The organism is Nocardia sp. NPDC055053 (genome assembly GCF_053608285.1).
In genome coordinates, this window is sequence record NZ_JBSGVD010000007.1 from 233,093 (window position 1) to 245,184 (window position 12,092).

Sequence of the window (12,092 nt, forward strand, 5' to 3'; positions counted from 1 at the left end):
GCCCGTGTCATCGTCGGGGTCGGACGTATCGGTGTAGTCGATGACCGGTAGCGATCCCCACGCGACGCAACGCGACACATCCGGTTCGGTCGTGGCGGAGCTGGCAGCGGCCGGGTTCGACGACGCGGTGGAGATCGGTCGAGGCGGGTTCGGCACCGTCTTCCGATGCGCGCAACCGTCGCTTGATCGGATGGTGGCGGTGAAGGTGCTGATCGCCGATCTCGATGAGGAGAATCGCGCGCGATTCTTCCGCGAGCAACGCGCTGCGGGCAGGTTGACCGGACATCCCAATATCGTGAGTGTCCTGCATGCGGGCACCACCGGGCAAGACAGGCCGTACCTGGTCATGCCGTACTACGCGCACGGCTCCCTCGACGCTCGTCTCCGCGGCAGCGGTCCGCTTGACCTGCAGCAAGCCCTGCGGCTCGGGGTGAAACTGGCGGGTGCGCTCGAGACGGCGCATCGCGCGGGGGTTCTCCATCGTGATGTCAAGCCCGCGAACATCCTGTTCACCGTGTACGGCGAGCCGGCACTGGCGGATTTCGGGATAGCCCACATCGCGGGCGGGTTCCACACCGCTACCGGCGTCGTGACCGGTACGCCGGCTTTCACCGCACCGGAGGTGATCGCCGGCGAGCCACCTGGCCCCGCCGCGGATGTGTACGGCCTGGGAGCGACGTTGTTCGCCGCGATCACCGGGCATGCCGCTTTCGAACGCCGCAGCAGCGAGCAGTTGGTGGCGCAGTTCGTCAGGATCGCGTCCGAGCCGATTCCGGATCTGCGTGACTACAGCATTCCCGAGGATGTCGGCTCGGTCGTCGAACGTGCCATGGGCGCTGACGCCGGTGGCCGCCCGTCCGCGGCAGAGCTGGGTGCGCAACTTCAAGCGTCGCAGCGCAGGCATGGGTTTCCCGTCGACGAGATGGCGGTGCATACGTCGCATGCCGATGATGCCGGTTCGCTCGAAAGCAAGGAGCCTTTCCCAGCCGTACCGCACGGAGGTGGCGCCTCGAGGACCCCGGCGGGTGGCGATCGTCGCGGTACGGTTCCCGCGGAATTGACCAGTTTCGTCGATCGGCGTACCGAGCTGACCGAAGCGACGAACGCCTTGTCGAGCTCGCGGTTGGTGACATTGACCGGCACCGGCGGGGTAGGCAAGACACGACTGGCGGTGCGGGTCACCGCGGGTGCGAAGGCCCGGTTCGCCGACGGTGTGGCCTTCGTGGAGCTGGGCGAGGTCCGCGACGAGTCGCTCGTCGTGGGGATCGTGGCGGGCGCGCTGGGATTGCCGGACCGATCGGTGCGACCGCTGCGCGAGATACTGGTGGAATTCCTGTCCGATCGGGAGCTCCTGATTGTTCTGGACAATTGCGAGCAAGTGGTGTCCGCGGTCGCTGAGCTCGCCGGGTCTCTCCTCCGTGCCTGTTCCGGCTTGCGGATTCTGGCGACGAGTCGTGAGCCGATCGGTGTCGACGGGGAGTTGCTGTTGCCGATTCGTCCGCTCGCTGTACCTGATCCCGATCGGCTACCGAGGAGTTTGTCGCAGCATGACGCCGTGAAGTTGTTCGCCGACCGGGCCGGCACAGCCGTCGCGGGATTCGGGATCACCGATGACAACCTGATCACCATCGCGCAGATCTGCCGACAGCTCGACGGTTTGCCCCTCCCGATCGAGCTGGCGGCGGCACGATTGCGGGCGATGTCGCCCGATCAGATTCTGCAGCGGCTGACCGATCGGTTCGCACTACTGATCCGCGGCACCAGGAGCGCCCCGCCACGGCAACAGACGTTGCGGATGTGCATCGACTGGAGCCACGATCTGTGCACTCCGGCCGAGCAACAGGTGTGGGCTCAGCTGTCGGTGTTCGCCGGCGGTTTCGACTTCGACGCCGCGCGATTCGTCTGTGGCGACGGCCCCGAAGCCGCGGATCTCCTGGATACGCTGGCCTCCCTGGTCGACAAGTCGATACTGGTCCGAGAAGAATCCGGCGCCTCGGTACGGTTCCGAATGCTGGGCACTGTGCGTGAGTACGGTCGCGAGAAGGCGCGCACTGCCGGTGACTACCTCGAGCTGTGCCGCCGTCACCGCGACTGGTGCGAACGCGAGGCACAGGACGCGTATGCCGGCTGGGCTGGTGCTCAGGTGCTCGAGTGGATCACCAGGTTGCGTCGGGACCGATCGAACCTGCGGCAAGCGCTGGAATTCTGCGTTTCCGACAGCCCAGCGGTCGGCCTCCGGATCGCCGCAGCCATCTGGCCGTTCTGGTTCTGCCAGGGTGCCCTCAGTGAGGGCCGTCGCTGGCTGGACCGCCTCTTGGCATGCCGCACCGGACCACTCACCGTCGACGAAGCTGCTGCGAGGTATGGCGCCTGCCTGATGGCCGGGGTGCAGGGCGACCTTCCGGCAGCGGCTGTTGTCGTGCGCGAAGGGCGAACGCTTGCCGAACAGACGACGGACCCATTGATACGAGCGCACATCGATTTCGCCGACGGTGTCTTCGCTCTGTTCGACCGGAATCCTGATTCGGCCCGACGCTACTTCGAGCAGGCGATCGGGGTGTATGCCCAGCGCGGCGACGTGCTCTTTCAGATCGACGCTGGGACCAACCTCGGGCTCACCTACCAGCTGCGTCATGACATCGACCGGGCGATCGAGTGCTACGAGCACGCGCTCGCGCTCGCGGACGAGAGTGGAGAAGCGATCTACCGCTCGTACCTGCTGTGCTCGCTGGCCGTAGCGCTGTGGCGGCAGGGAAACCCGGCGCGCGCGACCAAGCTCCTCGGGAGTGCGTTGCAGATCAGCCGTATAGTCAACGACCGCACGAACTCGAGCGCGTGCCTGCAGGTTCTGGCGTGGATAGCTGGCGAGCAACGCGATGCCGAGCGCGCAGTCGTGTTGACCGCGGCCGCTGAGCAGATCGGCCGGTCCGTGGGCACCGGACCCGTGTTGATTCCGGATATGGCTGTCTACCAGGAAGAGTGTGTGCGCTTCACCCGACAGGCGATGACCGAGAAGACCTATTCCGCCGCTCGACGGGAGGGCGCCGCGTTGAGTGTCGATGCCGCGATCGCCTATGCGTTACGCGAGTCGCCCACATCGAACGATCCTGTCGGCCGCAAGTTGACCAAGCGGGAGCGGGAAGTCGCTTTCCTGGTTGCCGAAGGGCTCACCAACCGGGAAATCGCCACTCGCCTTGTCATCTCACCACGTACCGCCCAGGGGCATGTAGAGCACCTGCTGACCAAGCTGGGGTTCACCTCCAGGGCGCAGATTGCGGCATGGATAGCGGCATCGCAGCATGCCACGCCTGGGTCAGGGAAACCCGCAGCTGCCGTTTCAGGCCGCGAACCGTGACAGTGTCGGTCGGCAGCGGGCACAGCGCGGCCTCCACCTTCTGAAGAAATCGCCTGCGGGTGACGCCGAAAACCACCAGCAACTCGCGTGCACCCGCGCCGCCGAACGGCGCCCACCGAATGGCGAAGGCGATCGCGGATCGGCCTATATCCATACCTATCTCGAAGCCGCCGACGACCTGCTCCGCAAGTAGAGCCAACCAGGTCGGTTGTTGACAGCCCCATTGTCGACTCTTAAACTCAAACTCGATTCGAAATCGAAAACACCCTTGGATTGCGGTCGCACCCGGGTTTCGCAGTCGGCTGCGTAGCCCGGTGCCGCTGGAGCGGACAGGGGCGAAGGGATCAGATCGGAGTTCGCCCACATCGCTGCCGACTGTCGAAGAGGAGCAGAAAGCCAACATGCGCACCCACAAGCCGTTCGGCCGATCAGAGGTCGGCGAATGACAACTGCGGTCATCGAGATCACGCGCTCGCGCAACCCCTTTCCGCAGTCGGACGTGTCTCGGGATCGCAGGGGAACACCGCGATACACCGCGGTTCCCGAGACACTGCTCGACGTTCTGCGCGCGCGTGTCGAGTCACGGCCGGACGCCGAAGCGGTCGTCGAAATCGGTGGCGACCGGCTGACCTACACGCAGCTCTGGGAGCGGGCGGCACGGGTCGCCGGTGGGCTGCGCGCCGCGGGAGTGCGGCGCGGGGATCGAGTGGCCCTGCGCTATCCGGCGGGTGCGACCTGGGTGCTCGCCTTCTGGGGGACGGTGATGGCCGGTGGCATCGCGGTGGCGGTGAATACCCGCTCGACGCAACCCGATGTGGAATTCGTGCTCTGCGACGCCGATGTGAAAGTCGACCTGGCGTCGGACACCCCTCTGCCCGACGGTGATCCGTACATCGCGGAGGGGCTCGGCGCCGCCGATATGGCGGCCTTGCTCTATACCTCGGGCACCACCGGTCGCCCGAAAGGCGTGCCGACTACCCACGGGGCGTTCGTCACCAACGCCGAGAACATCGTCCGTAGCTTCGGACTGCCCCGCGATGTGGGGTCGGACCTACGCACGCTGATCACGGTGCCGTTGTTCCATGTGACGGCCTGCAATTCCCAGGTTCTGGTTGCCGCCTACGTCGGCGGAACCGCGGTGATCCTGCCTGCACTCGATCTCACGGCGCTGATCGACGCGTTCGCGGCGGAACGGATCTCCTTCGTGGTGGCGGCACCGGCGGTGTACTCGCTGCTGTTGCGGCATCCGAGCTTCGACGGCGCCGATGTGTCCAGTGTGCGCATGGTCGGCTACGGCGGTGCACCGATCGCGGCGTCGCTGGTCCGTGAGCTGCTGGCAGCGTTTCCGCGGGCGACGGTAGGCAACTGCTACGGCATCACCGAGACAGCGTCCGTGATCACTGTCCTGCCCGACCAGGAAGCAGTCGAGCACGCGGATTCTGTCGGGTACGCGGTGCCGTCCGTGGACATCGGGATCGTGCCGCTCGGCGATGTCCCGAACGTCGGCGAGTTGGTGGTCCGGGGTGCCAATGTCACCACGGGATATTGGCACCGCCCACAGACCACCGCCGAGACCATTGTCGGCGGCTGGCTTCGCACCGGGGACGTCGTACGTATCGACGACTCCGGACGCGTCCACATCATCGACCGGATCAACGACGTCATCAACCGAGGCGGTGAGAATATCGCCAGTGCCGAGGTCGAGGCGGTCTTGTTGTCGGCTCCCGGCGTTCTCGACGCCGCTGTTCTCGGGGTCCCCGACGAGGTGATGGGGGAGAAGGTCGGCGCTGTCCTCTACTCGGGCAGCGCGACGCTCGACCTCGAGGTCTTGCTCGAGCACTGCCGAATTCATCTCGCGGACTACAAAATTCCGCAATACACCGCCGTCGTCACCGAGCCGCTGCCTCGCACCGCCGAGGGCAAGCTCCGCAAGAACGACCTACGCCGTCACGTGCAGTGGGGTGCTCCGCTGCGCTAGCCGGCGCTCGACACACGGGCGAGATCGCCCACCCGACAACGTAGTTGATCTCAGGAGTATCGGTGAACCCACTCGATTTGACCGGACGCACGGCGATTGTCACCGCGGGCGCGCAAGGGATCGGTCTCGCTGCGGCGCAAGCTATCGCGGCCGCGGGCGGCAACGTCGTTCTCACCTCGCGCCGCCAGGATTCCGCCGACGCCGCCGCGGCGCAAGTGTGTGGCGACGCGCTCGGCATCGCCGCCCATGTCGTCAACGAGGCCGCGGCTCAACGCTGTGTGGACGCGGCGATCGACCGTTTCGGGGGCATCGACATCCTGGTCAACAACGCAGGCACCAACCCGGCCTACGGGCCGGTCCTCGACCAGGACTACATGCGATTCACCAAGGCCTTCGGGGTGAACGTGTGGGCGCCGATCCTGTGGACGTCCTTGGCGAGGCGCGCATGGATGGGCGAGCACGGCGGCGTCGTGATCAATACCGCGGCGATCGGCGGCATGATCGGAGAGCCGGGCTTGGGGCTGTACAACGCATCGAAGGCCGCGCTGATCCACCTCACCGAACAGTTGGCGGTGGAACTGTCGCCGAAGATACGGGTCAACGCGATCGCGCAGGGCTTCGCTCGCACGAAACCCGCTGAGGCGCTGCGCAAGGACCGCGAGAACAAGGTGAACTCGGCCACCGCGTCGGCCCGCGTCCGCGAGCCCGATGACATCGGCGAAGCCATCGCCCTCCTCGCTTCCGACACGGTGACCTGGGTGACGGGCGAGACCTTTGTCATCGGCGGAGGTCACAGCCTCGGCGGCGCAGAGGAGGTTTCCGATGCCGCGGACATCTAGACGAGCGCTGCGCAGGTCCTCGAACCGGCTGTCACCGCCTACACCCGAATCCGTCGACGGCTGGACAGTGAGTCCTGTCGAGATCGGCATTCTGGAATTCGCGAGCGTATGGGCGCCCTACGGCGGCAACGATGCCGAGGCTTTCGTGCAGTTCGGCCTCACCTCCGAAGAGTTCCACCGGCGACTGATTCGATTGCTCGGCTCACCGGCTGCACGCATGCTCACCAATTCGACCGTCGCTACGTTGCGCCGTCAGTGCTATAGGCGGTTGTACCCACTGGCTGACGGCAGCACGCATCCGGGATCTCGCACTCGACGGTGACTTCGCGGATGAATATGCTGCGGAACACTGATCGGGCCGATTGGTTGTCGCCGCCGATCTTGGCCCGCCACTGTCCACGCCCGACGATTGTCGGCGTGAGAATCACTACCACCTCCATCGCGGGACTCGAGTCCTTCGTGGGACAACACCTCGGCACTAGTGAGTGGCTCGAGGTCACCCAATCGCGGGTCGACACTTTCGCGGATGCGACCGACGACTTCCAGTGGATCCATGTCGATCCCGAACGTGCCGCTCGGGAAAGCCCTTTCGGTGGGCCTGTCGCGCACGGCTATCTCACGTTGTCGTTGCTGCCCTATCTCTGGCCGCAGATTCTCGCTGTCACCGATGCGATGGTGGCGGTGAACTACGGCCTCGACAAGGTTCGTTTTCCGAGTCCGGTTCCGATCGGCGCGAAGGTCCGCCTCAGCGCGACCCTGCGGTCGGTCGATCGGGTCCGTGGCGGAGTCCAGGCGACTTTCACCGCGGTCGTCGAGATCAGCGGCGCGGCAAAGCCCGCGTGTGTCGCCGAGCCGGTCTACCGGTACTTGCAGCAGATCTGACCGGGCCCCCACGATCGGTGGCGCGGGTTCGATAGTGCGCCGGGTCCGGACTGGATACAGTGCGGACCCGGCACAACGGCGCATGAGGAACACCTTCCGGGGCTTCGGGAAGCCTCCCTACAGCCGCCAGCCGCGCTCCGTCTTGATCACATGACTATGTTCGATGTGTCCGCGCGATCTCGCGCAGGTGCAGGCACACCTCATCGATCGCTTGCTTTGTTTGCGCGAACACGCCGATCTCGGTGAAGAACCCATGGAAGACGCCGGGATATCTGATCAGCGACGCCGGGACGCCGTCGCCCTGCAGGCGTGCCGCGTACGCCTCGGCGTCGTCGCGGATGGGGTCCACTTCCGCGGTCAGGATCAGGGCGGGTGGCAGGCCGTGCAGCGACTCGGCGCGCATGGGTGCCGCGAGATGGTCGTCCGCCCGATGCTCCGGGCCGACGTACTGTTCCCAGAACCAGCGCGCGTCAGCGGCGCTCAGCAGCGGTGCGTCGGCGAATTCCGTCCATGACGGAGCGTCGAATGTCGCGCCGACCGCGGGGTAGGCGAGTACTTGCGAGACGGGAAGGTCACGGCCGTCGTCGCGTCGGTGCAGGCAGAGGGCTGCGGCGAGATTGCCTCCCGCGGAGTCGCCGCCGATCGCGATCCGGTCCGGATCGATACCCAGCGCAGGTGCTGTCCGGGTCAGCCACGCGTAGGCGTCGATGCAGTCTTCCAGTGCCGCCGGGTACGGATTCTCGGGAGCCAGGCGGTAGTCCAGGGACACGACCGTCCACCCGGATCCGGCGGCGATCGCGCGGCACAACTCGTCGGCGCCGTCCAGGGTTCCCAGGACGAAACCGCCGCCGTGCAGGTAGACCAGGGCGGGCGCGGCGCTCTCGGGGGGCGTACCGTCCGCGCGGTACAGGCGCGCTGCGATCGCGCCGGCACGCGTCGGCACGGTCAATTGTCCGACATGGTCCAGCGGCGTGATCGGCTCGGCGGACGGGGCCGAGTTCACCAGCGCGCGGGCCTGCTCCGGCCCCAGCTCGTGCAGGGGTTTCTGCAGGACCTGGTTGATCATCCGGGCCACGGCAGCGGCCTGGTCGTCGAGCAGATCCCACCAGGCGGGAGTGCGGTCGTTCATGAGAAAACCTCGCTAGTCGTTGACAAGCAGTGATCTGTGCCTCACCATCATAGTCACGTGACCCAGACATTTGACTATAAGTTCACGTTCCATTTGGGATCCGCTGTCGACGGTGTACCGCGCACACGATCTCGTCGAATCGAAAGGACAACATGATGACCGAAACGACGATCGGTCCCGCGACACGCGGGGCCGACGCGGTCGGCGGGGTCGACATCCGGATCGAGGGCGACGCCAGTCCGATCGTCCGGCTGATCGCCCGGACCATCACCGATTCCCTCCGCGCCGACAGCGCTCTCCTGCCCGCCGGGCTGGAGGGCGCGATCGCGATCCGTTCCCATGACACCCCGCAGGCCGCCACGATCAGCATCGCCGACGGCGCCATCGCGGTGTCGGGTGGCGTGTTCGTCGAGCCCGACCTCGACGTGACTGTCGACCTGAACCAGTTCTTCGCCCCGGTCGGTGAGCCCGTCGGCTCGCCCGAGTTCGTGGCCGTGGCCATCGCTCTGCTGTCGCCGCCGCTGCCGGACTGGAAGACCGCCGCGGCGACCTTCTGGGCCGCGGCCCGGTCGATCCCCGGCATTCCCGACATGCTGATCGCCGTCACGGAGGGCCCCGAAGGCCTGGATCAGGTCGTCGCGGGCGAGGGGGAGACCTACTACGTCATCGCGGGCCCGCCGGAACTGCTGGCCGCCATCTTCACCGGCGCGGTCGATCTGCTCGCCGCCCTGTCCACCGGTCTCGTCGGCGTCCGCGGCACGCTCGCGCAGCTGTCCGTGCTGGTCGCCGCATCCTGGAAGGTTCGTTTCGATGTCTGAAATCGCCACCACCGCAACGGCTCTCGAGCCCGATGTGCACACGGTCCGGATCGAGTCGACCAACCACGACGGTTCCTTCCACGGCAAGAATGTCGCGCCCAAGAAGTTCGCCGCGAGCGCGGAGTCGGGTTTCGCGGTGGCCGATCTGCTGTTCGGCCTCGACCTCGGCAATGCGCCGACCATGGGCTTCGCCTACCCCTCCTGGCGTGGTCACCTCGCCGACCTGCAGTTCCGGCCGGACATGTCGACGTTGGTGCAGTGGGAGCCCGGTCTGCAGTCCGTGATCGGTGACTACTGGCAGGCCGACGGCACCCCGATCGGCATCTGTCCGCGTAACCTGGCGCGCAAGCTGGTCGATCGGCTCGCCACCCGCGGTTTCACCGCAACCATCGCGGTCGAGATCGAGGCCACCGTGTTCCAGGAGTCCGTCCACGAGGCCAGGGCGAAGGGCTACCGCGATCTCACCCCGCTCGGCGGATCCGCCGGCACCGCCTACAACCTCGCGAAGTCGAAGGACTGGGTCGACTACATGTCGGCGGTCGTGCGGCGCCTCGAGCAGATCGGCATCGAGTGGGAGGCGTGGAGCGACGAGGACGCGGCCGGTCAGGTCGAACTCAATCTGATTCCCGGCGACCCGATCTCGGTGTGCGACAACTGGGCTCGCGCCCGGCAGGTGATGCGCGAGGTGGCCTTCGAGCTCGGTCACACCGTGACCTTCATGGCCAAGCCGACCGCAGGCTACGGCCAGGCCTCGCACGTCAACCTGTCGCTGCGGCGCGACGGGGCAAACGTGTTCTACGCGCCCGACGGGCCGTCGGACATGATGCGGCACGCGGTCGCCGGGCTGCTGGCGACGATGCGTGGCGCGGCCTCGGTCATGCTTCCGCAGATCACCTCCTTCCGGCGCCTGGTCGACCTGAGCGGACCGCCGACGACGGTGACCTGGGGCATCGCCAACAAGAGCACCGCGGTGCGTGCGGTGGTCGGGCACCCGGCCTACTCCCGCCTCGAGTACCGCGTTCCCGGCGCCGACGCCAACCTGTATCTCGCGGTCGCGACGATCCTCGCCGGTGTGATCGCCGGGATCGACGGCGAGCTCGAACCGGCGGATCCGGTGAGCGATCTGGCGTGGTGCGTGCCCGACCTCGAACGGCTGCCCGAGACCATCACGAAGGCGGCCGACGCACTCGAGGCGGATCTGATCCTGCGCGAGCAGCTCGGCGACGAGTTCGTCGACTACTGGGTCGGTACGCGGCGCTGGGAGTGGATGCAGTTCCACACCGCGGGCGGCGACCCGTTCGCCGAGCTGTCGGAGTGGGAGTCCAAGCGCTACTTCGAGTTCCCGTGACCGCGGGCTCGACCCGGGTGAAACCGCTGATCGGCCTGACCGGACGACGGTTCAGGATGGAGCTGGTCAAGGGCTCACACCCGGGGTACGGCCAACGCCTCACCGACAGCTTCATCTCCGATTTCGCGGAACGGATCGCGCGCGCGGGCGGCGTGCCGGTGATGCTGCCCTACGACGCCGATCCGGCGGCGCTGGGTGACTGGCTGTCCGGTGTGCTGATCACCGGTGGTCAGGATGTGCATCCGAGCTGCTGGGGTGGGGACGAGTCGGTGGTCAGTGGGATCGACCCGCTCGCCGACCCCTCGGTCCACGATCCCAGCCGCGACGAGTTCGAGATCGCGTTGACCCAGGTCGCCTTGGAGCGGCAGATCCCGCTGCTCGGCGTCTGCCGCGGCATGCAGGTGCTCAATGTGACCCTCGGCGGCACGCTGATTCCCGACCTGCCGGTCGGGCCGATACGGCACCTCATGTCAGCGGGCCCGCTGTCGGACGGCGACCCCGAGCACGTCGTCACCTTCGATGCGGGGACGATCGCCCAGAAGGTGTTCGGCGATCGGCTGGTGACCAACTCGTGGCACCACCAGGCGATAGATGTCTGCGGAAACGGGCTGGTGGTCACCGGTCGCACCGATGACGGCGTCGTCGAGGCCGTCGAGCTCCCCGGAGCCGCCGTGCTCGGGGTGCAGTGGCATCCCGAGTGGATGGCCACCGACGACGGCGCGCTGCGCTGGCTCGTCGACGCGGCCGCTGAGCGGCGCTGAGCGAAGCGGAAACGACTGTGGCCGCCACCTTTCCGGTGGCGGCCACAGTGCTGTGGTGCCGGCGCGGTCAATCCACGCGGACCCAGGACACCAGCGACCGCATGTCCGGCTCGGGCGCGACGTCCGCCTGCCGGACCGCGGGTGCGGCGGCATCGCCGAGGTTGGCCGCCATCCACGCGTCGAGCACGCCGACGGTGAGCTCCATCTGCGCCCTCGCCGCGGCGGCGTCGGTGAACACCAGCCAGTTGAGCGCGAAGCCGTCGGACAGTGCGGACACCACGTAGATCAGCTGGTCGATCGTGTCCGGGCCGACCGGGCGGCCCGCGGCGGTCGTGGTGCCCTCGAGGATCGTGCGCATGGTCGCGAAGGCCTCGGTGTACACGACCGCGGCCTGCTCGCCCTCACGCTGACCCCAGCTGATCAGCTCGAGGATGGTCGCGCCGAAGTCCCGATTCTCCAGATACCACGTCAACACGCCGCGTAACAGCCCCCGTGCGGTGTTCTGCGTATCGCTGTGGATATCGCTGCGGTTCAGCACATCTCGATACTCGCCGGCTAGGTATTCGAAGACCGCCGCAAACAGCACCTCTTTGGTGGCGAAGCAGTAGTGCAGCGTGGCCAGGGGAGCGTTCGCCTCTTCCGCGATGCGGCGCGTGGTGGCTCCGTCCACCCCGCGGGTGGCGATCACGCGCACGGCCGCGGCCACCAGTTCGGCGCGACGTTCGGCGGCGGGAATGCGAGCCATGCGGTACTCCTTCGAATCAGAGCTGAACGATTGATCAAGTCAACATCGACATTACCATCCTGAACTGCGCATGACGGGACTACTCGGCAAGGTGCGTCCTAAAATAGTTAGTCATACGCCTTGATCAATTGACCCACTGCCGCTACCGTTATGGCAGGCCTCACATTTCCACCCCCCTGGTGGTCGCACTCCTGCTCTGCGGCGTGGCGATCCGGGCCCATCGAGAACCACCCATGA

At 66.8% G+C, this 12,092-nt stretch carries 9 protein-coding genes; 7 read left to right on the plus strand and 2 right to left on the minus strand.

The window, feature by feature from the left end:
- Nucleotides 1-40 precede the first annotated feature (40 nt).
- From ACWF82_RS10515 to ACWF82_RS10530, 4 genes are all read left to right on the plus strand, one after another.
- Nucleotides 41-3,355 (plus strand): protein kinase domain-containing protein, encoded by a 3,315-nt coding sequence (locus tag ACWF82_RS10515; protein ID WP_452499998.1) that lies wholly within the window; start codon nt 41-43, stop codon nt 3,353-3,355.
- Between the two features lie 442 nt (nt 3,356-3,797).
- Nucleotides 3,798-5,333, plus strand: coding sequence for a class I adenylate-forming enzyme family protein (locus tag ACWF82_RS10520; protein WP_452500000.1), 1,536 nt, complete (start codon nt 3,798-3,800; stop codon nt 5,331-5,333).
- Nucleotides 5,334-5,395: 62 nt separating this feature from the next.
- A complete protein-coding gene (locus ACWF82_RS10525; RefSeq protein ID WP_452500002.1) occupies nt 5,396-6,172 on the plus strand; it encodes an SDR family oxidoreductase in 777 nt (258 codons plus the stop codon).
- Nucleotides 6,173-6,589: 417 nt separating this feature from the next.
- Nucleotides 6,590-7,054 carry a MaoC family dehydratase gene (locus tag ACWF82_RS10530; RefSeq protein WP_452500004.1) on the plus strand — a complete coding sequence of 155 codons (465 nt, stop codon included), beginning with the start codon at nt 6,590-6,592 and terminating at the stop codon, nt 7,052-7,054.
- A gap of 154 nt (nt 7,055-7,208) precedes the next feature.
- Here ACWF82_RS10530 and ACWF82_RS10535 read toward each other — a convergent pair whose 3' ends face one another.
- Entirely contained in the window at nt 7,209-8,183 is a 975-nt protein-coding gene (locus ACWF82_RS10535) for an alpha/beta hydrolase (RefSeq protein WP_452500006.1), read from the minus strand.
- A gap of 155 nt (nt 8,184-8,338) precedes the next feature.
- Between ACWF82_RS10535 and ACWF82_RS10540 the strand changes: the two genes are divergently transcribed.
- The 3 genes from ACWF82_RS10540 to ACWF82_RS10550 are packed head-to-tail and all read left to right on the plus strand — an operon-like array spanning nt 8,339 to nt 11,110.
- Nucleotides 8,339-9,001, plus strand: a complete 663-nt coding sequence (locus ACWF82_RS10540; RefSeq protein WP_452500008.1) for a hypothetical protein — start codon at nt 8,339-8,341, stop codon at nt 8,999-9,001.
- The gene (locus tag ACWF82_RS10545) at nt 8,994-10,349 is read left to right on the plus strand and encodes a glutamine synthetase family protein (RefSeq protein ID WP_452500010.1); all 1,356 of its coding nucleotides are present in this window, start codon (nt 8,994-8,996) and stop codon (nt 10,347-10,349) included. The genes ACWF82_RS10540 and ACWF82_RS10545 overlap by 8 nt, the downstream gene beginning before the upstream one ends.
- The gene (locus tag ACWF82_RS10550) at nt 10,346-11,110 is read left to right on the plus strand and encodes a gamma-glutamyl-gamma-aminobutyrate hydrolase family protein (protein WP_452500012.1); all 765 of its coding nucleotides are present in this window, start codon (nt 10,346-10,348) and stop codon (nt 11,108-11,110) included. Before ACWF82_RS10545 ends, ACWF82_RS10550 begins: the two co-directional genes overlap by 4 nt.
- A 67-nt stretch (nt 11,111-11,177) precedes the next feature.
- On the opposite strand, the gene ACWF82_RS10555 is transcribed toward ACWF82_RS10550, so the two are convergent.
- Nucleotides 11,178-11,855 carry a TetR/AcrR family transcriptional regulator gene (locus tag ACWF82_RS10555; protein WP_452500014.1) on the minus strand — a complete coding sequence of 226 codons (678 nt, stop codon included), beginning with the start codon at nt 11,853-11,855 and terminating at the stop codon, nt 11,178-11,180.
- Between the last annotated feature and the right edge of the window lie 237 nt (nt 11,856-12,092).

Excerpts from the sequence above, each read along its gene's own strand:
- ACWF82_RS10515 (WP_452499998.1), top strand. The coding sequence starts at position 41 with ATGACCGGTAGCGATCCCCACGCGACGCAACGCGACACATCCGGTTCG.
- ACWF82_RS10520 (WP_452500000.1), top strand. The coding sequence starts at position 3,798 with ATGACAACTGCGGTCATCGAGATCACGCGCTCGCGCAACCCCTTTCCG.
- ACWF82_RS10535 (WP_452500006.1), bottom strand. The coding sequence starts at position 8,183 with ATGAACGACCGCACTCCCGCCTGGTGGGATCTGCTCGACGACCAGGCC.
- ACWF82_RS10540 (WP_452500008.1), top strand. The coding sequence starts at position 8,339 with ATGACCGAAACGACGATCGGTCCCGCGACACGCGGGGCCGACGCGGTC.
- ACWF82_RS10545 (WP_452500010.1), top strand. The coding sequence starts at position 8,994 with ATGTCTGAAATCGCCACCACCGCAACGGCTCTCGAGCCCGATGTGCAC.
- ACWF82_RS10555 (WP_452500014.1), bottom strand. The coding sequence starts at position 11,855 with ATGGCTCGCATTCCCGCCGCCGAACGTCGCGCCGAACTGGTGGCCGCG.